Source organism: Kitasatospora sp. NPDC056800 (genome assembly GCF_042789775.1).
Taxonomy (GTDB): domain Bacteria; phylum Actinomycetota; class Actinomycetes; order Streptomycetales; family Streptomycetaceae; genus Kitasatospora.
Map to the genome: position 1 here is coordinate 1 of NZ_JBHUAL010000047.1, position 24,893 is coordinate 24,893.

Consider the following 24,893-nt stretch of genomic DNA (forward strand, 5'->3'; position numbering starts at 1 on the left):
GTCATTGTGTGCGACAGAAGTCGGCCGGGCCGACTTCTCACGCACACGCGGGGGCGGGGTGGGGCGGAGGGGTGGGTGTGGGGGCGGGGGGTGGGAAACAGCGGGGTCTCTTGTCAGCGGTAGGAACGAGGAGCGGGGTTCAGGCGCGGCCGCGCCGCAGGACGGCCTCGGCCAGGTCGACGGCCTCCCGCACCGGCACCAGCCGGCAGTCGGCGGTGCCGATGCGGGCCGTGGTGACGCCGCGGGCGGTGCGCAGGACCTCGGCGCCGAGGCGGCCGAAGTGGAGGTCGTCCAGGTCGGGGGCCCGGAAGGTGGTCCAGCCGTCCACGCCGACGCAGCGGTACTCGCGGACGGTCACGTCGGGCATGCGCAGGTCGGCGAGGTGGAAGGCGGTGAAGCGGTCCATCGGGACGCCGAGCATCAGCACCCGGGCGTCCAGGTCGTAGAGCCGTCCGAGCGGCGACTCCGGGCCGAGGTGGGAGGTGAGCGGGTGGTGGGCGGTGACCTCGTGGGCGAGCCGGCCCACGGCGGCCCAGGAGGTCTGCGGGTGCCGGCTGCGCAGGGCGCCCGGCCAGGAGCGGACGGCTTCCGACAGCGCCCCCATGGAGGGCGAGGCCGGGGTGGTGGCCGGGTCGAAGCGGGGCATCCGGGCCTGGTAGTCGGCCACCTCCGCCGGGGAGAGACCGGCGGTGGCGGACTGGTGGATGCGGGAGGTGGCGGAGTTCTCGGGCGTGGCGGTGTAGGCGACGAGGGTGCCGTCGGGGCCCAGGGCGTCGAGCAGGGCCTCGACCACCCCGGCCGCCCCGCCGGGCACCGGTCCGAGGGAGCGCAGCGATGCCTGGACGTGCAGCACCGTGCCGGGACGGACCCCGAGGTCGGCGAGGTCGCGGACGAGGGGGTGGACGGGGGAGGCGACGGCGACGCCGCCGCCGGCGCGGGGTTCGGTGAGGATGGCGTCTCCCGGGGGGTGAGGGCCCCGGGCGGGGGAGGTCCCGGGGCGGCGCGGGTGGGAGGTCAGACCCCGGCCCGTTCCCGCCGTACCCGGTCGGCCGCCTGCTCGGCGGCGGCGGGCAGCGACAGGTCGAGCCAGGGTGCCACGGTGGCACGCATGCCGTCGGCGAAGCGCAAGCCGGTCCCGGTCAGGGCTCCGGAGGTCGCCAGCCGCTCCACGGCCTCGGCGGTGTACCGCCGCCAGAGCGCGAACTGCTCCCGCGCCCGGTCGGCGGCCGTGCCCGGCAGTCCGTCGTATGCGAGGGTGCGGGTGCCCCAGTACTCGGTGACGGCCAGGTGGGCGTACGTGCCCTGGAGCAGCCCTTCGAGCGGCCGGGGGTCGGGCCGCCAGGGGGCGAAGTACAGGGTGGGGTCGGCGCGGTCGTACAGGTCGGTCAGGTCCAGCACCGCGCCGAGTTTGACGTGCTGGAACTCGTGCGCGAGCAGCAGGGCGAGGGTCGGCGCGGTGGCGGGCCGGGCGATGCCGACGGCGCCGTACGCCTGCCGGGCCGCCGAGCTGACGTCCCGGCCGGTCGGGCCCGGCCGCAACGGGGTGACCGTCGTCAGGCCGGCCCGGATGCCTTCCGCGCACCCGGGCAGGTCGCGCCCGAGCAGCTCCCAGGCTTCGCGCAACGCGCCCGTCCAGTCGAGCAGTTCGCTCTCGGAGAGGTGGTCCGCGACGGGGTGGTCGTGGCAGTCGCGCAGCGGGTCGGCGTCCTCCAGGGCGACCGTCCAGCCGCCGGCCAGCCGGACCCGCCGCAGCGGTTCGTCCAGTTCGGTGCGTACCGTGCCGTCGGACGCCCGGACCGCGAGGCCGCCCGCCCGCCCGGTGACCACGGCCTCGCCGTCGGGTACGGCGATCCGGCCGAGCGTCGGCAGGTGCAGCCACCCGCCGCGTACGGGCACGGCCACCGCGTCGCCCCGGCCGGCCCGCACGGCGGCCGCCGCGGCGAGCGCGGCCAGCGGGCCGAGTCCGGCCTGGAGGTCCCCGGCGAGGCGGCGGGCCGCCCAGGTGCGGGCGTACGGGTGGCCGAGGACGGCGTCCACGGCGGCGGGGGCCGCCGTGTCGAGCTCGGCCAGCAGGGTCCACGCTTCGGCCCGCCCCTGTCCGGAGGCGTCCCAGGCGGCGGCCAGCATCGCCCGGGTGAGGGCGAGTTGGGAGCGGCCGAGCGCGGCGACGGTCTCCGCGCTCCCGTATCCGTGCGCGAGTTCGTCGAGTTGCGACGGGGCGAGCGCACCGGGCAGCAGCGGTTCGGCCTCCGGCGACGGCGCACCGGGCGCACCGGGCACCCCGGCCGGCTGCGCGGGCACACCGTCGCCGGAACTCCCGCTCCCCGCAATGCCCTTGATGAACGTCATGAGATCACCGCAGTAGACGGAGGGATGGTCGAAGCTGCCTCCCCCATCGTCGCTCCGATAGCGGTGGGCGTACAGCCCGCCACCGCAGGAGCGGACCACGGAGCAGGCGCGGCAGGCCTCGCTCAGTCCGGCCAGGCCGGACTGCCGGGCGGCGATGCCGGGGTGGCGGGCGAGGTCGTCGAGGCTGTGCGCGAAAACGTTCATCCCGGTGGCGGGCGCGCCGTCGTACGCGGTCTTCAGGCTGTCGGCCTGCTCGAAGGTCCCGTCCGTCTCCAGGACGGCCAGGTCGGAGGGCTCCAGTCCGAGCGACTCGGTGAGGCTGGAGAACCCCCGCAGGGTCCGGTGCACGGACTCGAAGGTCCGTACGGCGAACGGCCGCCCGTCCGCGTCCCACAGCTTGTGGACGGTCAGCAGCCAGTCGGCGTACGGGGTGGCACCCAGCTCGGCGGGGCGCCCGGGCGGCTCGTCCCAGGTGGCGTGCGGGAGCAGGAAGTCCACGGCGGGCGGCCGGAGTTCGGCCAGCGCCCGGTACACGGCCACCGGGTCGTTCCGGACGTCCATCGTGCACAGCAGCCCGGCGAACAGATGCCGGTATCCGGGTTCGTTCAGCAGCGCGACGGCCCGCAGCACCTGCGGGTGGCTGCTGCGTCCGTCGGCGAACCGCCGGTGGCGGTCGTTGGCGGCCTTGTCGCCGTCCAGCGAGATGCCGACCTTGATCTCCTGCTCCGCGAACAGCGCGCAGAAGTCCCGGTTCAGCAGCACGCCGTTGGTGTGGATGCGCAGGTCGAGGGCGCAGCCGGGCGGGAGTGCCGCCCGGAGCGCCTCGGCAGCGCGGCGCAAGCAGTCCGGGCCGGCGAGCAGGGGTTCTCCCCCGTGCAGGACGACCCGGACGGCGGGCAGCCGGTGGGCGGCCGCGTGCTCGCCGATGCGCTCGGCGGCCTTGGCCAGGATCCCGTCCGCGATGACCTTCGGCCGGGACCGCCAGCTGCTGTCGGCGTGTTCGTAGACGTAGCAGTGGTCGCAGGCCAGATCGCACCTGCTGTGCATCTTGACCACGAACTGTGTCAACGGCAGCGGAATCGACGTCGTCATGGAACTGTCCGGTTCGCTTCGATCGGCTCGGTCTGCTCGGCCTGGGCTCCGCCGGGAGTTCCGGGCCGGGTCAGATCGAGGAGTTGAAGGCTGCGACCGGCACGAGGCCGGAGTCCGCGCCGGGGAGCGCGCGCTGGAGCCGGGAGGCGAGCTCTTCCGCCCCGAGTGCGGCGAGGTCGGCGAGCGAGGGGCGTTCCGGCGTCTCCTGAGGGTCAGTGAGCTTGCCGGCCGGCCTGGTGCTGGTTACCGGAGTCATATTCGTTTCCTTAGGCGCGGTTAGGACCTGCCGAGGGTGGGTAAGCCCACCCGGTTGCGACCAATGTAGTGCCCGCGAAGACTCCGCGCGGCACCTTGCGGACTCACGTTGGGCTCCCCGGGCTGCCGACGTCGTACGACAGCGCTTTGGGCCCCCAGAATTCACCCGTTCAGCGGTCGCGCACTTCGCCGTGGCGCGCGCCGAAGCGCGTCGCCGTGGCCCGTACCCGAACAACCACACGGACCAGCCCCTGGTCACACCCCGGGAGTGCCCCGGGAAGCACCGGAACAATCGCCCCGCCGGGCCAAGCATCCGGCAAGCCGGATTCATTCCCCCGGCCCGCCGAGCGCCCGGACGGCCCGCACCAGCTGCTCAACCCTGGGCGACCGGGTCACACCGGCGGCGTTTCGACGAAGATGTCCACTCGTTCGGCCGCACCTGGAGCACCGACACCACCGATCTCCTGATTTAGTGTCAGATTCCTGACTGCCGCCCGACTGTAGGGGTGGTCCGACCCCAGCGACTCCGCCAGCACTGCTGCAGCCCGTTCGCCCAACTCTCGCGCCGTGGCCGGATCGCCCGCATCCACCAGCGAGTTGGCGTGGTTCAGCATCGTCACCCCGACGTACCGGTGCCGACCGCCCAACTGCGCCCGAAGCCCCTCAAGCGCCCGTCCGGAGAGTTCCGCGGCCTCCTCCGCACGACCGCTCCGCCGCAACAGCACCGCCAGGTTTCCGGCGGCGAGCAGCGTCGTGGGGTGCTCATCCCCGAGGCGTGCACGGTGATAGCCGGACACCTCCCGCGCCAACGCGATGGCCCGGTCCGTCTCGCCCGATGCCGCGAGGTCGGCGGCCAGGTGTCCGGCGGCAGCCGCGGTCTCCGGATGGTCCGCCCCGTGGCGGACCAGTAGCCGCCGGTGCGCCTCCTCGTCAGCGGCCCGCGCCTCTTCGTACCGTCCGAGCCGCAGCAGGACCGCACCAAGGTGGCGGAGGGCCTTGAGCGTGCCGTCGTGATCCTCGCCGTAGCGGGCCCGGTAGCGCTCGACCGCATCCGTGAGCAGGGTCAGCGCCTCTTCGTACCGACCGAGTTCCCGCAGGTCGCGGGCATGGTTGACGACGGAGGAAAGGGTGTACAGGCTGTCCCCGCCGAGCACCGCACGCTGGCGGCGCAACGCCTCGGCGTGCCGAGCCAACGCACCGTGGAGGTCCCCGGCCAGGAAGTCGGAGAGCGCCAGATTGTTGATCATCATCGTGGTGCGCGGGTGCGCCGGCCCGAGGGATCGCTCGGCAGCCGCGAGCGTCCGGCGGTCGAGCTCCTGCGCCTCGCGGTAGCGGCCGAGTTGGCGAAGGTCACCACCCAGACCGCCGGCGGCCGCGATGGTCTTCAGGTGTTCCGGGCCGAGCAGGGCCGTCAGTTGCTCCCACACTGCCCGGTCGATCCGGTACGCGTCCTGTGCGGCGCCCTGGAGCCGCCGCACATTGGCCAGCTCGACCCGCAGGAACAACGTCGGCAGGCCCGCCTCGTCCCAGTGTTCCAGCGCCCGCGTCGCGAGGTCCCGCGCGGCCTCCAGCAGCCCTCGCTGCCACAGGTAGCGAACGGACCCGCGGATCCATTGCCGCACGTCCGGGTCGGCGCTCTCCACCGCTCCGGACGGGCCCAGGTGCGGCAGCAGCATGGCGAACCGCAGCCAGTCCGCGGCCTGGTCCGGGTCGCCGGCCCCGACCAGTGCCAACGCACGGTGCACGGCGGCACGGACGGACGGCCGGTCCGCCGGGTCCACCTGGTCGCGCAGCACGGCCTGGACGATCCGGTGCACCCCGAGTGTCCCGCCGCCCCTCGCGTCGTAGCGGACCATCCCGTACTGGTCGACGATCCGCAGGATGTCCCCGATCGCCAGACGCTCGTCCTCCCCCTGCGGGGGGCCGATCGCCTTGATGGCCGGCCCGCTGTAGAACAGCTCGATCGGAATCGCGTCCGGCCCGAGGAAGCCGCAGAGTTCCAGCAGCCGCACAGCCGGAGGACTGACCCGGCGCAGATCGGTACCGACGATCCGTGCCGTGGCGGCGACAGCGGCCTGGCCGCCACCGGGGATCGGTCGGTCCAGTACCTCGGTGAGTTCCTCGTCCAGCAGTTGCAGGTAGGAGGCGACCGGCATCGGCGTCTCCTGGAGCCACCGCGCCGCCTGGCCGACAGCGAGCGGCAGGTCGCCGAGCCGCTCGGCGATCCGGCCGGCGTCCAGGGGGTCGATCGCGGGGTTGAAGCGCCCCACCAGTCGCACGCTCTCCACCCGGTCGAACACCTCGACCTCGACACGGCCCGGATGCCGGGCCCAGCGCCGGTTCCGGGAGGTCACCAGCACGTGTCCGTCCGTCGTACCGGCGGGCAGCCAGGACGTCAGCTGGTCCGGATCCTCGGCGTTGTCGTAGACCAGCAGCCACCGCGCGTGCGGACGCGCGTGGGCGAGGTGGTCCAGCAGGCCCCGGGCCGCCTGCTGAACGTCCCCGTCCACAGGCAGTCCGAGCACCTCGGCGAGGTCGGCGAGCTGCTGCGGGATGTCGGCGGGCTGCTCGGCCCGGACCCACCAGACGACGTCGTACCCCGCAGCGAAGCGATGCGCGTACTCGACCGCGGTCTGCGACTTGCCGACCCCGCCCATCCCGTACAGCACCTGGACGGGTGTGCCGGCGGGCCTCCCGGTGAATCCGTCACGCAACCGGTCAAGCAACACGGCGCGACCGGTGAAAGCGGGGTCACGCTGAGGAAGCGAGCACACCACCGGCCGACTGCCAGGGAAACGGACCGACGGCGCGGCCGACTCCTCGGCCTCGACCCAACGGCCTGCGCCGGGCGGCGGCCCGAGCAGTTCGAACAACCGGGACTCCGCCGATTCGGCCTGGCAGGAGGCCAGTTCGACCACCGCCCGGCTGTCGAAGGGATCCGGGAGCGGTACGGCTGCCACGGACACGGCCGCCAGCGCGCCCTCCTCCCCCTCTCCGGAGCGGCGCCACAGCTCTCCCGCCCGTGGCAGTGCCAAGTACTCCGGCGACAGCAGTGCCAGCATCCGCCCGTCCCCGTCCAAGGGCCCGTCGACCTCCGGCAGGGCGCCGGACGGCTCCGTCGGGGTCGCAGCGCTGTGCAGCGTGGCCACGTAGCCGAACCCGGTCAGCGCCGCAACGGCCCACTCGGCCCACATACGGTCCCCCGGTGCGTAACTCACGTACACCTGACGGGACCTGGTCCGCCCGGGCCGCAGGTAGGCCGCGTAGAGCCGGCGCCGGACCCGGTCCGGGACGGGTCTCAGCTCGCGCACCCGCCCGTCGGTGAGCCAGGCGGCCAGCCTCTCGTACGCGCTGAGCAGGCTGCGATGTTGGCGGGGCCGGTCGGCGACGGTCGCCGGCACCTCCTCGTAGGCGTAGAAGGGCTTGTAGGGCACCTCCACATCGCGCCAGTACGTCTCCGCCCGCTCGCCGGAGAGCCAGCGTTCCAGGTAGGGGGCGAACGCCTCCCGGACGAAGTCCCGTCCGGCGGCGAGGCCCGACCGCTCGGCCTCCTCCACCCGCATCGGCACCGGGAACACCCGAATGTCCCGCACGTCCGAGTCGGCGATGGAGTGGGCCGCGTCGACGCCGCCGCGGATGCTCTGGGCGCTCATGGTGAAGCAGTCGATCACGGTGTCGGGCATCAGCACGGTGCAGATGCCGGAGGTGTCGCTGACCCCGGTCCGACTGTCGATCAGTACGTAGTCGTACGAGCTCGTCCACTGCTCACGCAGGGCCGTCAGGAACTCCGCCCCTCGGATGTCGTTCCGGGTGTAGAAGCTGCGCCAGTTGAAGCTGGTGACGGCCGCCGAGTAGGCGCTGTCCTGCCGTCCGGCAGGCATCAGGTCGAGGCGGCCTCCGGCAGGCAGATCGAGGGCGAGGCCGCAGAGGTACCTGTCCAGGTGTCCGGGCTCGGCGAGCCACTCCCGCGGTCCGAGCCCCGGCGCTTCACCCGCGCGGGGCAGGGCCTGATCGACGTAGCCGCGCAACAGGTCGATCAGGCCGGGTGTGCCGGAGAGCTCGGGATCAATCAGCAACGGGTGGTAGTAGCGATGCAGGCCCGGGGCTTCGAGGTCCCAGTCCACCACCAGGACCCGCAGTCCCTGACTCGCCATGATCCAGCCCAGGTTGGCCAAGGCCATGGTCCGGCCGGTGCCGCCCTTGAAGGAGTAGAAGGTCACGATCGAGCCGGTCGCCGACGGAGCGGCGGCATCGTCGGCTGTCGGCGGGGTCCGGTCGGCCGGCATCACGCTGAGTCCCCTCGGCTCGGCGCCTCGTCGTCAGGCGGCGTGGCGGTAACGGGGCCCGGATGCGCCCGTGGTGCCGGCCGGGCCGGGATCGCCAGCCTGGGGAGCGCCCGCGCCACCGGGCCGAGTCCGAACGAGGCCCGGATGGCCTCCGGATCACCGTCCTCGCCCTCGTCCACCTCGTCCAACAACCGGTTCTGCGCAACGGTCACGGTGCGCAATAACTCGCTCTCGAAACGCTCCCGGGTAACTCTCACCCGGAAGAGTGGTTCCGGCCCCGAGCGGTGCAGCCAGTTGCGCGGGAACACCGCGCGCACCCCGCCCCAGAGCTGGTCGCGGGCCGGCCCGTCCGGCGGATCGCCGGTGCCGGTCGGCACCAGGACCCCGGTGACCGGATGGTTCTGGTCGTCGAACTCGCGCAGCGCCTCCCGGTACGGCTCCTGCCTGGCCGCCCACGGATCCACGAGCAACACACTGACCTGATTGTTCTCCCGGGCCCGGTCCAGGTCGACCGCGAGGCCCGGGCCGATCTCGTCCAGTGTGGTGATATGACCGGCCCGGGTGATCGCCCGTTGGGCCCCGACCACCAGCGAGGGGACACTCGGCGGGTGGTACGGCGCCCAGTCCCAGGGCTGCGATCCGTACCACCCGCCCCCGGGCACCCGGGCCGCCGACTCCGTCCCGTCCGGTGACGATCCGCCGCTTTCCCGCGCCCGTCCGGCCGCCACGAACAAACGGACCATCCCCGGCCGGACGGGGGACGGCTGCTCACCGGAGAGCGGGAAACAGCCCTGGACCGCGCCGAGTTCGAGCTTCGGCAGCTCGCCGAGGAACTGCCCAGCGGCCTCCCGCACGCGCTCGGCGATCTTCCTGACGATCCGCAGGTACTCCGGCCCGTACGGGTCTGCCCGCAGCAGGGACCGCAGTCCACCGGCCGCGTAGGCCTCGCCCATGTCGCGCTGGACGTACTGGATCCGCAGCACACGGGACGGCAGGCCCTCCGGCAGCGGCTCCCAGAGCACCGGGATCAGCGCCGGCACCGAGCGACCGGTCAACTCCTGGTGGCGGCACATCCTTTCGTCGAAGGCCGTCCACTCCTTGCCGCAGTACGGACTCGCGAAGTACGCCGGGGAGTACAGCGCCACCAGGGTCCGGCACGAGGCGACGTTGTCGGACAGTTGCCGTTCCCAGTCGTCGCCCACCCGCAGCCGCTCGGTGTCCCGGTAGCCGAGCCCGGCCGGGCCGACGGCGGGTTCGAGTCGGGCCAGCTCGTCCTTGAGGTCGCTGAAGAACTGGTCCACGAACGTACTGCCGGCCAGCTGGTCCCGGCGGGCGTAGCTGAAGAAGAACAACGGTTCCATCGCGCCCCCGACCACATCACCCTGGCCTGCCGACCCGCCCACGGTACCGGCGAGTTGGGGGGATGCGGGGCCGTTCGGCCCCCATCAGCTCCGCGCGGGCGCCGCGCGGAGCCTGTGGGCCGAACGGATCACGGGCAGAGCCGCTCCACCCGCCACCCCGTCGGGCTGGACGGGTCGGCGACGTAGCGGAGCCGGTCGTGCAGCCGGTTCTCCCGGCCCTGCCAGAACTCGACGCTCCGCGGGACCACCCGGTACCCGCCCCAGAACGGCGGAACAGGCACGCCCTCGCCCTCCGGGTAGCGGCGCTCCAGCTCGGCGTACCGCTGTTCGAGGACCTCCCGGCCGCCGACCGGGCTGGACTGCTCGCTGGCCCAGGCGCCCAGCTGGGAGCCGTGCGGGCGGGTGCGGAAGTAGGCGGCGGTCTCGTCCCGGCCGACCTTCTCCACCCGGCCCTGGACGATCACCTGGCGGGCCAGCGCGATCCACGGGAACAGCAGCCCGGCATGCGGGTTGGCGGCCAGCTCGGAGCCCTTGCGGGAGCCGTAGTTGGTGAAGAACACGAAGCCGCGCAGGTCGTAGCCCTTGAGCAGGACGGTGCGCGAGCTGGGCCGCCCCTCGGCGTCGGCGGTGGAGAGCACCATCGCGTTGGGTTCCACCACCCCGGCGTCGTCGGCGTCGTGGAACCAGCGGGTGAACTGGCCGATCGGCTCGGGCGCGAGCTGCTCCTCGACCAGGCCCTCGTGGCTGTAGTGCTTGCGCATCACGGTGAGGTCCGGGCCGGGGCGGGCCTCGTCGGCCAGGGTCCGGTTGGCGGGGCTCGGGGGCGTCGACTGGGCGCGATCCGGGGTCTGCACGCCAACATCATCCCGTACGACAAGCAGCGGGCACCGCTACCTCCGGACAAACCCCGGTGGGAGATCAGGTGACCCTCCACCGCTCGGCCGCCCGCCCTGCGGGGAATTGTCCGGAACCGGACGTTTGGTTCTGGCGATTCCAGGGGTTCCGGGAGCGCCACGGGCCCGGCCGGCCCCTCCGACGGGGAAAGTCAAACGGGTCGACGGGAAACATCACCATGGTGGTGTATGGCGCAATGCACCCCGTGCCTGTCACCCTGGCACCGAGTGCCAAACACCATTCGGTCACTGGCGCGCCGCCCCACCACGGCGGAGCGCCGATCACAGAACTGAGGGAGCCGTCGCATGTCCGATTTCGTACCCGGGCTTGAGGGAGTCGTCGCGTTCGAGAGCGAGATCGCCGAACCCGACCGTGAGGGCGGCGCCCTGCGGTACCGCGGTGTCGACATCGACGACCTGGTGGGCAGCGTCTCCTTCGGCCACGTCTGGGGCCTGCTGGTGGACGGCAAGTTCAACCCCGGCCTGCCGGCCGCGGAGCCGTTCCCGATCCCGGTGCACTCCGGCGACATCCGGGTCGACGTGCAGTCGGCGCTCGCCATGCTCGCCCCGGTCTGGGGCCTCAAGCCGCTGCTGGACATCGACGCCGAGCAGGCCCGCGACGACCTCGCCCGGGCCGCCGTGATGGCACTCTCCTACGTCGCCCAGTCGGCCCGCGGCCAGGGCCTGCCGATGGTCCCGCAGAGCGAGATCGACAAGGCCGAGACGGTCGTCGAGCGGTTCATGATCCGCTGGCGCGGCGAGCCCGACCCGAAGCACGTCAAGGCCGTCGACGCCTACTGGACCTCCGCCGCCGAGCACGGCATGAACGCCTCCACCTTCACCGCCCGGGTCATCGCCTCCACCGGCGCCGACGTCGCGGCCGCGCTCTCCGGCGCGGTCGGCGCGATGTCCGGCCCGCTGCACGGCGGCGCGCCGTCCCGCGTGCTCGGCATGATCGAGGAGATCGAGCGCACCGGCGACGCCACCGCCTGGGTCAAGAACGCCCTGGACAAGGGCGAGCGCCTGATGGGCTTCGGCCACCGCGTCTACCGCGCCGAGGACCCGCGCGCCCGGGTGCTGCGCCGCACCGCCAAGGAGCTCGGCGCGCCGCGCTTCGAGGTCGCCGAGGCGCTGGAGAAGGCCGCGCTGGAGGAGCTGCACAACCGCCGCCCCGACCGCGTGCTGGCCACCAACGTCGAGTTCTGGGCCGCCATCATGCTGGACTTCGCCGAGGTCCCGGCGCACATGTTCACCTCGATGTTCACCTGCGCCCGGACGGCCGGCTGGTCGGCGCACATCCTGGAGCAGAAGCGCACGGGCCGGCTCGTGCGCCCCTCCGCGCGCTACATCGGCCCCGGCCCGCGCCGCCCCGAGGAGATCGAGGGCTGGGACGCCATCGCCCGCTGACCCCCCGGTCGGCGAATACCGGACGAGCGTCCGGTCAGTGCCCCTGAGCAGCGGGTCCGGCTCCGGCCGGGCCCGCTGCCGCACGTTTCCGAGCGGCTCCCCGAGCAGCCGTGACCGCGGTCTCAGCGGGCGGACGGCCGTACCCCGCCGGGCCCCCGGCCGGTAGGCTGCGCGCGTGGCTCAGATCCAGATCCCCGCTGACATCAAGCCCGCAGACGGCCGTTTCGGCTGCGGACCGTCCAAGGTGCGCCCCGAGGCCCTGAGTGCCCTCGCCGCCACCCAGACCTCCCTGCTCGGCACCTCGCACCGCCAGGCCCCGGTCAAGAACGTGGTCAAGCGCGTGCGCGAGGGCGTGAGCAGCCTGTTCTCGCTGCCGGACGGCTACCAGGTCGTCCTCGGCAACGGCGGCTCCACCGCCTTCTGGGACATCGCCGCCTTCGGCCTGGTGCGGGAGAAGTCCCAGCACCTGGACTTCGGCGAGTTCTCCTCGAAGTTCGCCTCCTCGGTCAAGGCCGCGCCGTGGCTCGGCGAGCCGACCGTGATCAAGACCGCCCCGGGCACCCACCCGCTGCCGGTCGCCGAGGCCGGCGTGGACGTCTACGGGCTCACCCACAACGAGACCTCGACCGGCGTCGCGATGCCGATCGCGCGCCCGGCCGGCGCCGACGAGGGCTCGCTGGTCCTGGTGGACGCCACCTCGGGCGCCGGCGGCCTGCCGGTGGACATCACCGAGACGGACGTCTACTACTTCGCCCCGCAGAAGTCCTTCGCCTCCGAGGGCGGCCTGTGGCTGGCCACCTTCTCCCCGGCCGCCCTGGAGCGCGCCGCCGAGATCGCCGCCTCCGGCCGCTACATCCCGCCGTTCTTCTCGCTGCCGACGGCCATCGACAACTCGTCGAAGGACCAGACGTACAACACCCCGTCGCTCTCCACCCTCTTCCTGCTGGCCGACCAGCTGGAGTGGCTGAACGGCAACGGCGGGCTGGACTGGGCGGTCGCCCGCACCGCCGACTCCTCGTCCCGGCTGTACTCCTGGGCCGAGAAGTCCCCGTTCGCGACCCCCTTCGTGGCGAACCCGGCCGAGCGCTCCCAGGTGGTCGGCACCATCGACTTCGACGAGTCGGTGGACGCCGCCGCGGTCGCCAAGGCACTGCGTGCCAACGGCATCGTGGACACCGAGCCGTACCGCAAGCTGGGCCGCAACCAGCTGCGCATCGCGATGTTCCCGGCGATCGACCCGGCGGACGTCGAGGCGCTCACCCACTGCGTCGACTACGTGGTCGAGCAGCTCGCACAGGTCTGACCCGGTCCCCCGAGGACACGGCCGAGGGCCACCGCCGACGGGCGGTGGCCCTCTCGCCGTTCCCGGGGTCCTGGGGCGTGTCTGTGCCCGGGCGGGCCTCAGGCAGGCTCAGGCAGGCCCCGGACGGGCCTCAGGCAGGCCTCAGCGGCCGACCAGCGAGCTGATCAGCACGACGACCAGCATCAGCACCAGGGTGCCGGAGACGATGCGCATACGAGTCTTGGGATCCACGGTCAACGAGCGTACCTCCGGCTCACCCCGGACTCCGCCGGGCCCCTGCCCCACCGCCCCCCACGGCCCGCCCCGCGGCGCTCAGCGCTCAGCCCTCAGCCCTCAGCCCTCAGCCCCAGTCGGCCAGCGCCCAGGTGCGCAGCGACACGTAGCGCGCGGAGCCGCCGCCCTGGTCGCTGCGCACCAGGTGCAGCTCGGCGGCCTCCCACTCCGGCCCCCGGTAGTCGGCCAGCGCCGCCACCAGGCCGTCCAGCTCGGCCGCCGCGACCCGCTGCACGGCCCGCCGGTGCCCGCGCGAGGAGCCCGCCCGGGCGAGGGTGAGGTGCGGGTGGAAGGCGAAGTCGTCGGTCGCCCCGGTGACCTCGGCGGTGGCCCCCGTGACGGCCTCGGCCAGCCGGCGCAGCGCCCAGGCCTGGCCCTCGACCCCGGCCCAGAGCACCCGGTCGCCGAACCGCCCCGCGCCCGCGATCCGCAGCCGGTGCACCGGGTTGACCTCGGCGACGGCGGCCAGGCCCGCCGCCAGCTCCGGCAGCCGCTCGGCGGCCACCTCGCCCAGGAAGGCCAGGGTCAGGTGCCGGCCCTCGGCGCCGGTCCAGCGCAGCCGCTCCGCCCCCGGCAGCTCCCGCAGCGGCGCGACCGCGTCCGCGAGCCCCTGCAGCGCCTCGGTCGTCGGCAGCACCGCCACGAACAACCTCATGGATCAATCTTCCCGCGACCGGCCGTCTGGGGTAGAACGGTCTTCCATGAAGATCCGCAACGGGGGGTCCGCGGACGTCCCCGACATCCTGTCCCTGCTCGACGGCGCCGTCTCCTGGCTGACCGCCCAGGGCCGTACCGGCCAGTGGGGCGACCAGCCGTTCAGCACCAACCAGGCCCGGATCGACCAGGTCTCCTCGTACGCCGAGGAGCCGTTCCTGATCCGCCTCGCCGTGGACGAGGACGGCCGTACGGTCGGCTGCTGCGTGGTCTCCGAGGACCGCGGCCGGTGGATCCCCGCCGTGGACGAGCGCGAGCTGTACGTCCGCAACCTGGTCACCGACCGCACCCGCAAGGGCTCCGGCATCGGCGCCGCGCTGATCGCCGACGCGATCGAGGAGGCCCGCCGGCGCGGCATCGGCCTGCTCCGGGTGGACTGCTACGGCGGCGCCGACCGCAAGCTGGTCGGGCTCTACCGGGCGCTCGGCTTCACCGAGACCGTGACGTTCGAGGTCGAGCAGCCGCACGGCCTCTGGCCCGGCCAGGTGCTGGAGATCCGGCTCTGACCCGTCCGCCCCTGAACCGTCCGGGCTCCTGAACCATCCGGGCCCCCGGGGCGCCCCCGGGGGCCTGACACGGCATCAGCAGGCCGCCGCCAGCTCCGACTTGCTCGCCGCACCGGTCCGCGGCACGAAGGCCACCACCCGGCCGCCGCGGCCCGGGTGCAGGTCGAACCGCACCCGCAGGTCCGCGCTGCGGGCCAGCACCAGGCCGACCGCGCCGGCCGCCGCCGCGGAGACCAGTCCGCAGGCCAGCAGGCCGAGCCGGGGCCCGTACGAGGCGGTCACCCAGCCGACGACCGGGGCGCCGATCGGCGTGCCGCCGGTGAAGACCAGCACCAGCAGGCCCATCACCCGGCCGCGCATCTCGGGGTCGGTGGACAACTGCAGCATGGAGTTGACGGAGGTGTTGAAGCTCAGCCCGAACACCCCGATGAGCATCAGCAGCAGCGCGAAGGTCCAGTAGTCGGGCGCGAACGCGGCGACCACCTCCAGCGCTCCGAAGGCCAGCGCCGCGCCGACCAGCCGGCGCAGCCGCGGCACGCCCCGGCGGGCGGCGAGCAGCGCACCCGCCAGCGAGCCGATCGCCATCGCGGTGTTCAGCAGGCCGTACTGGCCGGCGCCCACCTTGAAGGTGTCGTACGCGAAACCGGAGAGCAGCGTCGGGAAGTTGAAGCCGAAGGTGCCGATGAACCCGGCCAGCACCATCGGCCAGAGCAGCTCGGGCCGCTCCCTGACGTACCGCAGGCCCTCGCGCAACTGCCCCTTCTCGCGGGCGATCGGCGCGGTCGGGCGCAGTTCGGACTCCCGCATCGCGAGCAGCCCGCCGATCACGGCGGCGAAGGACAGCGCGTTGACGGCGAACGCCCAGCCGCTGCCGACCGCGGCGATCAGCAGGCCCGCGACGGCGGGGCCGACCAGCCGGGCGGTCTGGAAGTTGGCGGCGTTCAGGCTGACGGCGTTGGCCAGGTCCTTCGGGCCGACCATCTCGGAGACGAAGGCCTGCCGGGTCGGGTTGTCCACCACGGTGACCAGGCCGAGCAGCAGCGCGAAGGCGTACACGTAGTACGGCGTCACCACGCCGCCGACGGTCAGCACCGCGAGGCCGGCGGCCAGCAGGCCCATCGCGCCCTGGGTGTAGATCAGCAGCCGGCGCTTGGGCATCCGGTCGGCGAGCACGCCGCCGAACAGTCCGAGCAGCAGCATCGGCAGGAACTGCATGGCGGTGGTGATGCCGACCGCGAGCGGGCTGCCGGTGAGGCTCAGCACCAGCCAGTCCTGGGCGATGCGCTGCATCCAGGTGCCGGTGTTGGACACCACCTGGCCGGCGAAGTAGTAGCGGTAGTTGCGAACGCGAAGGGAGGAGAACATCCCCCCGGGCCTCGTGAAGCGGGCGCCTGTGGGAGATGTGGCCGATCGGGATCGGCCGGGAGCGGCGGGGTCCGCCGCGGTGCGTTCGTCGGGGTCGTCGTCGCCGTTGCCGGGCAGTCCCGTGGGGGCGGGTGCCTGGGCTTCGGCGGCCGCGGCACTGGCCGCGGCGGGGTCGGTGGTGGGCTCGTCGGTGCGGATGGCGGCGCTGGCTGCGGCCGTCGGTGTCACGTTGGTCTCCCCTCGCGGCGGGGGGGGCCGGGGGGGGGGGGGGGGGGGGCGGGGGGGGGGGGGGCGGGGGGGGGGGGGGGGGGGGGGGGGGCCGCGGGGGGGGGGGGGGGGGGGGGGGTGGGGGGGGGGGGGGGGGGGGGGGGGGGGGGCGGGGGGTGTCCGTTTGGCCCCCCCGGGGGGGGCGCGGGCCTGGGGGGGGGCCGCCGCGCTCCTGGTGTCGGTGGTCGGTCCTGCGGTGATGCGGGCTCCTTGTTCTCCCGGCGGCCGGCCGGGGTCGGTGTGCCTCAGAGGTGTACGAGCTGCGGCCGTACGGACCGCGGGTGTACGGCTACAGGTGTGCGAGCTTGTAGAGCACGGGCGCGGCCTCCCTGAGGACGGCCCACTCCTCCTCGTCGAGCCCCTGGGCGAGCTCGGCGAGCCAGACGTTCCGGCGCCGACGACTCTCCGCGAGGATCGTCTCGGCCTGCTCGGTGCTGCTGACGACCACCTGTCGGCGGTCCTCGGGGTGCGGTTCGCGCCGCACCAGCCCCTTCTCCTCCAGCATCGCGACGATCCTGGTCATCGAAGGAGGCTGCACGTGCTCCTTCCGGGCGAGCTCACCCGGCGTCGCCTTCCCGCACCGGGCGAGGGTGCCCAGCACTCCCATCTCGGTGGGACTCAGCGACTCCTCCACCCTCTGGTGTTTGAGTCGTCGGGAGAGGCGCATCGTGGACGATCGCAGCTGACTGATCGCTGCGAGGTCCTGCTCGGACATCTCGGGCATCTCTTTAGCTTACGTCATTACTCTCGCTAAGGAAAATGAGATCCGCCGCCGTGCCGGAGGGTCACCCCGGTGCCATATTGGTGATGGGCCCCAGCTCTCGACTCCCAGAAGGGCCGACCTGCCATGTCCGACCTCGCCACCGAGCGGTCCGAGCGGTCCGAGCCGTCCGGACGGCCGCAGTCGTCCGAACGGTCCGACCGGCCCCGGTCGTCCGAGCAGCCCCAGCCGACCGGGCCGACCGGGCCCGCCGACACCGGCTTCGGCCGGCTCGCCATGGTCACCATCGACTGCGCCGACCCGGTCGCACTGGCCTCGTTCTACGGCGAACTGCTGGGGTGGGAGACCAGGCACGCGGACGACCACTTCGCCATCCTGGACAATCCCGAGGGCGGCAGCCCGCTGGGCTTCGGACGGGTGACCGGCTACCGGCCGGAGCCGTGGACGGAGCCGGACGGCAGCAAGCACTTCCACCTCGACTTCTACGTCGACGACCTGGACGAGGCCACCGCCAAGGCCCTCGCGCTCGGCGCCACCGAGCCCGCCTACCAGCACGGCCGCACGCTGCGGGTGCTGATCGACCCGGCCGGCCACCCGTTCGGGCTAGCCCCCTTGGAGTAAGCACCAAAGGCGGCCGGGGACGGTGCGCAGGCGGTGTCAGGGGTTGGTGCCGGGATCATGCAGGCCGCGTAAAGGCCCATCCTGACCTGGGACTTCACGAAAAACGCGAACATTGTGCGACTGCCGGTCGATGGCTAATCTCCCCCTTGTCAGGGGCACCACACGCCAGGCTCCTCCCCGCGGGACGGCGTTCCCGCTCCGGTGCCCGTTCGCCGCGCGCCTTCCCCGACCAGCCGCGCCCTCCCGCGCCCCGGTGCCCTCAACCCTCGTCCAGGGAGCTCTCTTGGGTGCGATCCACCATGCCGACCACGGCTGGGTGACCCCGGCGGTCTCGTACTTCGTCGCCTGCCTCGGCGCCTTCGTCGCGCTGCGCAGCGCCCGCTGGGCGCTCGTCTCCCAGGGCCGCACCCGGGTCGTCTGGCTGCTGTTCGCCTCCACCTCGCTCGGCGCCGGGATCTGGTCGATGCACTTCATCGCGATGCTCGGCTTCTCCGTGACCGGTGCCGAGATCAGCTACCGGCCCCTGCTCACCGTGCTCAGCCTGCTGGTCGCCGTCGCCGTGGTCGGCATCGGACTCTTCACCGTCGGGTACTGGCGCCGCCGCGCCCCGGCCCTGCTGGTCGGCGGGCTGACCACCGGCCTCGGGGTCGCCGCGATGCACTACCTGGGCATGGCCGCGATGGTCCTGCCCGGCCGGCTCGGCTACGACCGGACCGTCGTGGCGGCCTCGGTGGCCATCGCCGTGGTCGCCGCCACCGCCGCGCTCTGGGCCGCGCTGAACATCCGGGGCACGCTCGCCGTCCTGGCGGCGGCGCCGGTGATGGGCGTGGCGGTCTGCGCGATGCACTACACCGGCATGGCGGCGCTCTCCGTCCAGCTGGACTTCTCGCGCTCCACCGAAGGCGGCGTGATGGCGCTCCAGTTCATCTTCCCGCTCGGGGTCGGGCTCGGCTGCTACGTGTTCTTCGGCTCGCTGGCCTTCGCCGTCTCCCCGAGCCGACCCGACTCCCAACCCCTGCTGGCCGGTCCGGCCGCCCCGCTGCCCCCGCGGGCCGCGCGCACCCCGGGCGACCCGGACGGCCAGTTCGTCCCGCAGCGGCGACAGCCGCTGGACGGGGCGGCCCGGCACTGACGCCGGGTACGGGAGCGGGGCCCGAGCGGGCGTCCGGCCGGGCCCCCCACCCCGGCCGGGCGCCGCCCGTCCCGCTCCTGCCCTCCCCGTACGACGCGCGACCTGCCGCAGCTCGGCCGGCCCGCGCGAACCCCTGTGCCCGCGCGGGCCGTTACGACCGCGCGGGCCGCGTACCGCTACGCGGTCCGCCTACGACTGAGCCGGCCGCCCGAGCAGCCCCGCCACGTGCTCCGGCGTGGCCACCGGGCAGACCTTGTGCACGAAGTCCCGCCGCAGCGCGTGGTACGGCTCGCCCGCCCGGTAGAAGTCGGCGTGCATCCGGCGCAGTTCCTCCGCCCGGTACTCGGCCAGCGGCTTGGCCTCCTCGTCGGCCGCGCGGCGGCGCTTCTTGTCCACCAGCCGCCCGGTGAGCTCCGGCGAGGCGGCGATCCGGGCCGCCTCCCGGGCCACCCAGCGGCGGAACCCGGCCGCGTCCCCGCCGACCGTACGGTCCACCAGGCCGATCCGGCGGGCGTGGTCCGCGCCGACCGGCAGCGCCTCGGCGGTGAGCCGCCCGGCCTGCTCGGCGCCGACCCGGCGGGGCAGGGTGTACGTCCAGTACTCGGAGCCGTACAGGCCCATCAGCCGGTAGTGCGGGTTGAGCACCGCCGAGTCCCGGCACCACACCTCGTCGGCGGCGAGCGCCGCCATCAGCCCGCCGGCCGCCGCGTTCCCGGCCAGGGCCACCACCGTCACCTTGTCCGTCGTGGTCAGCACCGCCTCGACGACGTCGTCCATCGCGTTGATGTTCTCCCAGGACTCCAGCGCCGGGAAGGCCGCGCCCTGGATGACGTTGAGGTGGATCCCGTTGGAGAAGAAGTCCCGGGGCGCGCCGAGCACCAGCACCGAGGTCGGCCGCTCGGCCGCCTCCCGGTAGGCGGCGAGCAGCCGGCGGCACTGGTCGGTGCTCATCGCCCCGCCCGCGTAGGCGAATTCGAGGAACCCGACCTCGCCCTCCTCGTGGTAGCGCAGCTCCGACCAGGTGTCCCGGCCGCTCGCCCGCTCCGGGCTCACCGGCACCTCGCGGACCCGGTACAGCTCGTCGGCGAGCACCGTGGCGGCCGGCAGCTTGAAGGTGGCCGGCCCGCCGGGGGTGCGGCGCGGGCGCAGCTGCGGTATCCACACCGCGCCGTCCACGGTGGCCCGGCAGATGGCGCCGTCCCGGGTGGCCAGCACGGCGCCCGGCACCGGGCCGCGCAGCTCGTCCTCGGGGTGGCCGCCGTGCAGGAAGAACTCCCGTCCGTACAGCTCGTCCAGCACGCCGGGCTGGGAGTCGGCGGCGCGCAGCCTGCGCAGCACGGTGGCGGTGTCGTCCCGCTCCCAGTCGATCCGGCGGGCCTCCTGGCGCAGCGGGGGCCGCGGTTCGCCGTGCACGTCCGGCCGGGCGTAGTCCAGCGGTTCGGGGGTGAACAGCCCGCCCTCGTACCGCTGGACGGCCAGCAGGACGGCCTCGACGGCGGCGTCGGCGAGCTCGCCCCGGTACAACTCGCTCTTGCCGCAGGCCGGGACGGGGAACTCGACGGACGCCCAGATGTCGCCGGCGTCCATCTCCTCGACGGCCTGCAGCACGGTGACGCCCCAGCGCTCGGCCCCCTCGGTGATCGCCCAGTCGAGCGAGGAGGGGCCGCGGTCGCCCTTGGGCCCCGGGTGGACGATCAGGACGGTCCGGGTCGACCAGATGTCCTGCGGGACGGCCTTGGTGAGCATCGGACAGATGATCAGCTCGGGGTCGGTGCGGACCACCGCCGCCCTCATCTGCTCGTCACCGAGGGCGAGTTGGACGGCGACCTGGTGGCCGCGCTCACGCAGCCCGGTGTGGACGCGCTGGGTCAGGCTGTTGAACGCGCTGGCGATCAGGAGAATGCGCAAGGAGGGCCTCCGGCGGGAACTGGGGTCGCGCGCAGGCGATGAAACCAGGGCATGGACACGTAACGATTACGGTCCGCACCTGGACGCCCTACTCTCACGCACCCCGCACACCCGCACCCCGCGTTTCGCCGGATCTCCCCAAGTCCCCGCTCCGGTCGAGTAGTCTGCGCCGCTCCCGCCCCCGCCCGTCCCGCGAGCCCGGCTCAGCGCGGGAACGCCCGGCGGGCCCGCCAGGTGGTGTGCTCCCGGGAGACCGCGTCCTCCGCCTCGGCGGCCAGCCGGGCCCAACGGGCCTCGGCGTCCGGCGCCTTGAGGTCGAGGTCGGACAGCTGGTTGCCGACGTTCTCCAGCTCCCGCGCGGCCAGTTGGTAGGCGGCGGCCAGCGGGCCGAGCTGCTTGAGCTGCGTCCAGGCGATGATCGCCGCGGCCGCGGCCGAGGTGGCGCCGAAGACGTGCACCGGCAGCGCGCCGGTGGCCTGGGCGATGGCCGCCGCCGCACCGACGATGATCAGCACCGCGACGCCGAGCCCCCAGGAGACCGCCTGCGAGTCGCAGGCCTCGGCCCGGGAGCGGTACCAGGTGCGCTGGCCCTCGACCCGGGTGCGCAGGTAGAGCGTGCGCCGGGCGGTCAGGCTCTCGGCGCGCTGCCGGCGCATCTCCGGGGTGATCTCGGCGACGCTGCCGGGCGGCACGATCTCCGGGTCCTCGAAGGCCCGCAGCACGTCCTCGACCTGGAGCAGGTAGCCGCGGTCGGTGTCCTCGGACTCGGCCGCACCGTCGAACGGCCGGGCCCGGACGGTGTACTTCCAGGCCAGCGTCTTGACCGACTCGGCCGCCGCCCGGGCCTGGTACCAGCGGCCCTGCGGGTTGCCGCGGCGCAGCCGGGACCAGAAGTAGCCGGCCACCAGGAAGGCGGCGACCGAGAACAGCGGCCAGATGTCGAGGGCGTTCTTGTCGTCCGGGTCGGGGAACGACCCGATCACGGCGGCGACCACCAGCATCGCGATCAGGCCGCGGTACCAGCGCAGCGTCTCCCGCTGGCCGTCCAGCGAGGCCTTGTCCGTCGTCCAGAACAGCTCCGGCAGCAGCTGCGCCTCGACGCCCCCCGGCGGATCCTGTTGCACCATCGGTCGAGTCCCCTCCCCCTTCTCCGTCCAGCCAGTATTCCCACCGCCAACTGGCCTACACGGGCGCCTTTTTGACAACTTCTGACGGCCGGCCATTGCCCGACCCCCGGGTAACCGGTAGAAACGGTTACATGCCGCTGCACTGGAAGCTCGTCATCGACTGCGCCGACCCGCACCGCCAGGCCGCCTTCTGGGCCGCCGCCCTGGAGTACACGCCGGAGGACCACGGCGCGCTGATCACCCGACTGCTCGCCGCCGGCGCGGTCGGCCCGGAGTCCCTCACCGAGGTGGACGGCCACCCGGCCTGGCGCTCCCTGGCCGCCGTCCGCCACCCCGAGGACCCGTTCGACCCCGCCTCGGACACCGGCCTCGGCCGCCGCGTCCTGTTCCAGGCCGTCCCCGAGCCCCGGCAGGGCAAGAACCGCCTGCACCTCGACGTCCACCCCGGCCCGGGCGAGCGCGAGGCCACCGTCGCCCGCCTCACCGCCCTCGGCGCCACCACCCTCCGCCACGTCGACGAGCCCGGCGGCGCCTGGACGGTCATGCAGGATCCCGAGGGCAACGAGTTCTGCGTCCACTGACCCGCCCCCGGCGCGCGAAGGGGCCGGCGGCGGTCGACTGCCCGACCACCGCCGGCCCCACGGGCACGGCCCGGCGCCGTCCGTCAGAGGACGGCCCACTCCGGGTGGGACCCGGTCCGACTGCCGACGTAGACGCCCTCGGAGTCGTTGGCCTTCAGGTACCGGCCGGTGAGGACGTTCTTGATGAACGGACCGTCGTAGTCGAAGGTCTCCCACACCTGGCGCAGGTCGCCGGTGCACGGGAGGAGTACGGCGTGGCCCCACGGGTTGCTGGTGTCCACGTCCGTCAGGCACGCGTTCGCCGCGAGGCTGCGGATCTGCCCCGTCCCTTCGCGCGGGACGTCCCAGAGGAACGGCGGCACGGGGACGCACGGGCCCAGCCCGACGGTCTGGTCGGGGTTCACCGCGAGACACCGCCCGAAGTGGAGGTTCTGGATCTGCCCGACCCGGCCCTCGGGCTGCGCCGAGGCGGCCGGGGCCGTCGTCATGGTCAGAGCGAGGACTGCGCCGCCGATCACCGCGGCAGCCGTTGTACGGCTCACGACTGGTTCCTTTCAGGTCATGGGTACGCGGTCATGGGTCCGCGCCCCTACCCGGGAACCTCCCTCGCCGGCAAGGCGCCACGACCGTCCCGTCCGCAGAACAACCCGAAGGTGTGAAGCCCCGCTGCGGCGAACGCCGACGGCCCCGCCCTCCCGAGCGGGAGGACGGGGCCGTCGGAGAACCGGCCGGGGCCGTCAGAGCAGGCCGAAGGCCGGCATCAGGTAGTAGAAGGCGAAGACCGACGCCACCGCGTACATGGGGACGGGGACCTCGCGGCCGCGGCCGGCGGCCAGGCGCAGCACGCAGAAGGCGATGAAGCCCATGCCGATGCCGTTGGTGATGCTGTAGGTGAACGGCATCATCACGATGGTCAGGAAGGCCGGGATCGCGATCGTGTAGTCGGCCCAGTCGATCTCCTTGATCGAGTTGGCCAGGATCAGGAAGCCGACGGTGATCAGGGCCGGGGTGGCGGCCTGGGCCGGGACCATGGTGGCGAGCGGGGTGAGGAAGAGCGCCACCACGAAGAGCAGGCCGGTGACGATCGAGGCGAAGCCGGTCCGGGCGCCCTCGCCGACGCCGGCGGTGGACTCGACGAAGCAGGTGTTGGCGGAGGCCGAGGTGGCGCCGCCGGCCGCGGTGGCGATGCCGTCGACCATCAGGACCTTGTTGATGCCGGGCAGGTCGCCCTTCTCGTCCAGCAGGTGGGCCTCGTCGGCCACGCCGAGGATGGTGCCCATCGCGTCGAAGAAGCAGGACATCAGCACGGTGAAGACGAACAGCAGGCCGGTCAGCACGCCGACCTTCTCGAAGCCGCCGAACAGGCTGACCTTGCCGACCAGGCCGAAGTCCGGCGCGGAGACCGGGTTGCCCGGCCAGGTCGGGACGGTGAGGCCCCACTTGAGCGCCGGGACGTCGGCCACCTTGTCGATGACCGCGGCGAGCGCGGTGGAGACCGCGATGCTGATCAGGATGGCGCCGGGCACCTTGCGGATCAGCAGGACCAGGGTGAGCACCAGGCCGATCACGAAGATCAGCACCGGGAAGCCGAGCAGGTGCCCGTTGCCGCCGAGCTGGAGCGGGACGGTGGTGTGGGCGGCGTCCGGGATGCGGCTGACGAAGCCGGAGTCGACCAGGCCGACCAGGCTGATGAACAGGCCGATACCGATCGCGATGGCCTTGCGCAGGCCGAGCGGGACGGCGTTCATGACCCGCTCGCGCAGCCCGGTGGCGACCAGCAGCATGATCGCGAAACCGGCCAGCACGACCATGCCCATGGCGTCCGGCCAGGTCATCTTGGGGGCGAGCTGGAGCGCCACGATCGTGTTGACGCCGAGTCCGGCGGCCAGGCCGATCGGGACGTTGCCGATGACGCCCATCAGCAGGGTGGTGAGACCCGCGGTGAGGGCGGTGGCGGTGACCAGCTGGGCGCTGTTCAGGTGAGCCCCGGTGACGTCCGTGCCGCTGGCCAGGATGATCGGGTTCAGCACCAGGATGTACGCCATGGTGAAGAAGGTGGCGACACCGCCGCGGATCTCGCGCGGCAGGGTGGAGCCCCGCTCGCTGATCCGGAAGAAGCGGTCGACGGCGCTCGTGGGGGGCTGCGGCGCGGCGTCGGCGGGTTCGGGCGACTCGGTGGTCGGCTGGACCACAGGCATGCGTGCGTCCTCTGTGGGGGAGCTGAGGAGGGGGTGGGAACGCCCGGGGCGACGGTGGCCGGGCGCAGGGCCTCAAGTATCGTTTCCCGATCGCACACGCGCTATCTTCGCGCGTAGAGCCCGCGCGGGGTCACGGCACCCGCACAGCCGCCCCACCGCACCGTACGCTAGGCCCCATGCCCAAGACGCCACTGCACCCCTCGCCCCCTCCGCTGGAGGCCAACGACGTCGCCATCGTCGGCGGCGGCACGGTGCTGTGGTTCATCGCCTTCCTCGCCCTGCTCCCCTTCCAGGGCAGCCTCTCGGCGCACGGCCACGGCACCTGGCCGTGGATCTGCCTCTCCGGCGGCCTGCTCGGCCTGATCGGCCTCTGGTACTGCCGCGCCCGGCGGGACGCGATCGCCCGCGGCCGCGCCGCCGAAGCCGCCGAGGCGGCCGCGCACACGGCCGAACGGACGACCGGCGACGACGGCCAGGACCCGGCCACCCGGTCGGACTGAATAGTCCTTTAGTAGCACGCACCGGACATAAGGC

At 73.4% G+C, this 24,893-nt stretch carries 20 protein-coding genes; 7 read left to right on the plus strand and 13 right to left on the minus strand.

Annotated features, from left to right (window positions below; all coding sequences use genetic code 11):
* Positions 1 to 139: 139 nt before the first annotated feature.
* From ACFRQN_RS13480 to pdxH, 6 genes are all read right to left on the minus strand, one after another.
* The gene (locus tag ACFRQN_RS13480) at positions 140 to 853 is read right to left on the minus strand and encodes an aminoglycoside N(3)-acetyltransferase (protein ID WP_241853148.1); all 714 of its coding nucleotides are present in this window, start codon (positions 851 to 853) and stop codon (positions 140 to 142) included.
* Between the two features lie 161 nt (positions 854 to 1,014).
* Positions 1,015 to 3,441 carry an FxsB family cyclophane-forming radical SAM/SPASM peptide maturase gene (locus ACFRQN_RS13485; RefSeq protein ID WP_380740349.1) on the minus strand — a complete coding sequence of 809 codons (2,427 nt, stop codon included), beginning with the start codon at positions 3,439 to 3,441 and terminating at the stop codon, positions 1,015 to 1,017.
* A 70-nt stretch (positions 3,442 to 3,511) separates the two neighbouring features.
* Positions 3,512 to 3,697 (minus strand): hypothetical protein, encoded by a 186-nt coding sequence (locus ACFRQN_RS13490; RefSeq protein ID WP_049660424.1) that lies wholly within the window; start codon positions 3,695 to 3,697, stop codon positions 3,512 to 3,514.
* A gap of 391 nt (positions 3,698 to 4,088) precedes the next feature.
* Entirely contained in the window at positions 4,089 to 7,982 is a 3,894-nt protein-coding gene (gene fxsT, locus ACFRQN_RS13495) for an FxSxx-COOH system tetratricopeptide repeat protein (protein WP_380740351.1), read from the minus strand.
* Positions 7,982 to 9,343, minus strand: a complete 1,362-nt coding sequence (locus ACFRQN_RS13500) for a TIR-like protein FxsC (RefSeq protein WP_380740353.1) — start codon at positions 9,341 to 9,343, stop codon at positions 7,982 to 7,984. Before ACFRQN_RS13500 ends, fxsT begins: the two co-directional genes overlap by 1 nt.
* A gap of 128 nt (positions 9,344 to 9,471) precedes the next feature.
* Positions 9,472 to 10,104 (minus strand): pyridoxamine 5'-phosphate oxidase, encoded by a 633-nt coding sequence (pdxH, locus tag ACFRQN_RS13505; protein ID WP_049656088.1) that lies wholly within the window; start codon positions 10,102 to 10,104, stop codon positions 9,472 to 9,474.
* A 438-nt stretch (positions 10,105 to 10,542) separates the two neighbouring features.
* On the opposite strand from pdxH, the gene ACFRQN_RS13510 reads away from it, so the two are divergent.
* The gene (locus ACFRQN_RS13510) at positions 10,543 to 11,643 is read left to right on the plus strand and encodes a citrate synthase 2 (RefSeq protein WP_049656080.1); all 1,101 of its coding nucleotides are present in this window, start codon (positions 10,543 to 10,545) and stop codon (positions 11,641 to 11,643) included.
* Positions 11,644 to 11,818: 175 nt separating this feature from the next.
* Positions 11,819 to 12,946: a phosphoserine transaminase gene (serC, locus tag ACFRQN_RS13515; protein ID WP_049656082.1), complete on the plus strand. Its 1,128-nt coding sequence runs from the start codon at positions 11,819 to 11,821 to the stop codon at positions 12,944 to 12,946.
* A 340-nt stretch (positions 12,947 to 13,286) separates the two neighbouring features.
* On the opposite strand, the gene thpR is transcribed toward serC, so the two are convergent.
* The gene (gene thpR, locus ACFRQN_RS13520; RefSeq protein WP_380740355.1) at positions 13,287 to 13,874 is read right to left on the minus strand and encodes an RNA 2',3'-cyclic phosphodiesterase; all 588 of its coding nucleotides are present in this window, start codon (positions 13,872 to 13,874) and stop codon (positions 13,287 to 13,289) included.
* 46 nt (positions 13,875 to 13,920) lie between these two features.
* Between thpR and ACFRQN_RS13525 the strand changes: the two genes are divergently transcribed.
* The gene (locus ACFRQN_RS13525) at positions 13,921 to 14,439 is read left to right on the plus strand and encodes a GNAT family N-acetyltransferase (RefSeq protein WP_082345996.1); all 519 of its coding nucleotides are present in this window, start codon (positions 13,921 to 13,923) and stop codon (positions 14,437 to 14,439) included.
* 75 nt (positions 14,440 to 14,514) lie between these two features.
* Here ACFRQN_RS13525 and ACFRQN_RS13530 read toward each other — a convergent pair whose 3' ends face one another.
* A complete protein-coding gene (locus ACFRQN_RS13530) occupies positions 14,515 to 16,032 on the minus strand; it encodes an MFS transporter (protein ID WP_380740358.1) in 1,518 nt (505 codons plus the stop codon).
* 328 nt (positions 16,033 to 16,360) lie between these two features.
* On the minus strand, positions 16,361 to 16,795 hold the full coding sequence (locus tag ACFRQN_RS13535; RefSeq protein ID WP_030235202.1) for a MarR family winged helix-turn-helix transcriptional regulator: 435 nt from the start codon (positions 16,793 to 16,795) through the stop codon (positions 16,361 to 16,363).
* Positions 16,796 to 16,918: 123 nt separating this feature from the next.
* On the opposite strand from ACFRQN_RS13535, the gene ACFRQN_RS13540 reads away from it, so the two are divergent.
* Together ACFRQN_RS13540 and ACFRQN_RS13545 are read left to right on the plus strand one after the other, a co-directional pair.
* The gene (locus tag ACFRQN_RS13540; RefSeq protein WP_234348557.1) at positions 16,919 to 17,413 is read left to right on the plus strand and encodes a VOC family protein; all 495 of its coding nucleotides are present in this window, start codon (positions 16,919 to 16,921) and stop codon (positions 17,411 to 17,413) included.
* Positions 17,414 to 17,696: 283 nt separating this feature from the next.
* Positions 17,697 to 18,545, plus strand: a complete 849-nt coding sequence (locus ACFRQN_RS13545; RefSeq protein WP_380740360.1) for an MHYT domain-containing protein — start codon at positions 17,697 to 17,699, stop codon at positions 18,543 to 18,545.
* Positions 18,546 to 18,734: 189 nt separating this feature from the next.
* Here ACFRQN_RS13545 and ACFRQN_RS13550 read toward each other — a convergent pair whose 3' ends face one another.
* Positions 18,735 to 20,453 carry a hydrogenase maturation protein gene (locus ACFRQN_RS13550; protein ID WP_380740362.1) on the minus strand — a complete coding sequence of 573 codons (1,719 nt, stop codon included), beginning with the start codon at positions 20,451 to 20,453 and terminating at the stop codon, positions 18,735 to 18,737.
* 203 nt (positions 20,454 to 20,656) lie between these two features.
* Positions 20,657 to 21,580 carry a DUF4231 domain-containing protein gene (locus tag ACFRQN_RS13555; RefSeq protein WP_049655027.1) on the minus strand — a complete coding sequence of 308 codons (924 nt, stop codon included), beginning with the start codon at positions 21,578 to 21,580 and terminating at the stop codon, positions 20,657 to 20,659.
* Positions 21,581 to 21,711: 131 nt separating this feature from the next.
* Between ACFRQN_RS13555 and ACFRQN_RS13560 the strand changes: the two genes are divergently transcribed.
* Positions 21,712 to 22,161, plus strand: coding sequence for a VOC family protein (locus ACFRQN_RS13560; RefSeq protein ID WP_380740364.1), 450 nt, complete (start codon positions 21,712 to 21,714; stop codon positions 22,159 to 22,161).
* Positions 22,162 to 22,244: 83 nt separating this feature from the next.
* Here ACFRQN_RS13560 and ACFRQN_RS13565 read toward each other — a convergent pair whose 3' ends face one another.
* Together ACFRQN_RS13565 and ACFRQN_RS13570 are read right to left on the minus strand one after the other, a co-directional pair.
* A complete protein-coding gene (locus tag ACFRQN_RS13565; RefSeq protein WP_375876451.1) occupies positions 22,245 to 22,703 on the minus strand; it encodes a ricin-type beta-trefoil lectin domain protein in 459 nt (152 codons plus the stop codon).
* A gap of 195 nt (positions 22,704 to 22,898) precedes the next feature.
* Entirely contained in the window at positions 22,899 to 24,359 is a 1,461-nt protein-coding gene (locus ACFRQN_RS13570; RefSeq protein ID WP_049655021.1) for an NCS2 family permease, read from the minus strand.
* A gap of 176 nt (positions 24,360 to 24,535) precedes the next feature.
* Between ACFRQN_RS13570 and ACFRQN_RS13575 the strand changes: the two genes are divergently transcribed.
* Positions 24,536 to 24,859, plus strand: a complete 324-nt coding sequence (locus tag ACFRQN_RS13575; RefSeq protein ID WP_074005466.1) for a DUF2530 domain-containing protein — start codon at positions 24,536 to 24,538, stop codon at positions 24,857 to 24,859.
* Positions 24,860 to 24,893 lie beyond the last annotated feature (34 nt).

Excerpts from the sequence above, each read along its gene's own strand:
- ACFRQN_RS13485 (WP_380740349.1), bottom strand. The coding sequence starts at position 3,441 with ATGACGACGTCGATTCCGCTGCCGTTGACACAGTTCGTGGTCAAGATG.
- ACFRQN_RS13490 (WP_049660424.1), bottom strand. The coding sequence starts at position 3,697 with ATGACTCCGGTAACCAGCACCAGGCCGGCCGGCAAGCTCACTGACCCT.
- fxsT (WP_380740351.1), bottom strand. The coding sequence starts at position 7,982 with ATGCCGGCCGACCGGACCCCGCCGACAGCCGACGATGCCGCCGCTCCG.
- ACFRQN_RS13500 (WP_380740353.1), bottom strand. The coding sequence starts at position 9,343 with ATGGAACCGTTGTTCTTCTTCAGCTACGCCCGCCGGGACCAGCTGGCC.
- pdxH (WP_049656088.1), bottom strand. The coding sequence starts at position 10,104 with ATGCGCAAGCACTACAGCCACGAGGGCCTGGTCGAGGAGCAGCTCGCG.
- ACFRQN_RS13510 (WP_049656080.1), top strand. The coding sequence starts at position 10,543 with ATGTCCGATTTCGTACCCGGGCTTGAGGGAGTCGTCGCGTTCGAGAGC.
- thpR (WP_380740355.1), bottom strand. The coding sequence starts at position 13,874 with ATGAGGTTGTTCGTGGCGGTGCTGCCGACGACCGAGGCGCTGCAGGGG.
- ACFRQN_RS13525 (WP_082345996.1), top strand. The coding sequence starts at position 13,921 with ATGAAGATCCGCAACGGGGGGTCCGCGGACGTCCCCGACATCCTGTCC.
- ACFRQN_RS13535 (WP_030235202.1), bottom strand. The coding sequence starts at position 16,795 with ATGCCCGAGATGTCCGAGCAGGACCTCGCAGCGATCAGTCAGCTGCGA.
- ACFRQN_RS13540 (WP_234348557.1), top strand. The coding sequence starts at position 16,919 with ATGTCCGACCTCGCCACCGAGCGGTCCGAGCGGTCCGAGCCGTCCGGA.
- ACFRQN_RS13555 (WP_049655027.1), bottom strand. The coding sequence starts at position 21,580 with ATGGTGCAACAGGATCCGCCGGGGGGCGTCGAGGCGCAGCTGCTGCCG.
- ACFRQN_RS13560 (WP_380740364.1), top strand. The coding sequence starts at position 21,712 with ATGCCGCTGCACTGGAAGCTCGTCATCGACTGCGCCGACCCGCACCGC.
- ACFRQN_RS13570 (WP_049655021.1), bottom strand. The coding sequence starts at position 24,359 with ATGCCTGTGGTCCAGCCGACCACCGAGTCGCCCGAACCCGCCGACGCC.
- ACFRQN_RS13575 (WP_074005466.1), top strand. The coding sequence starts at position 24,536 with ATGCCCAAGACGCCACTGCACCCCTCGCCCCCTCCGCTGGAGGCCAAC.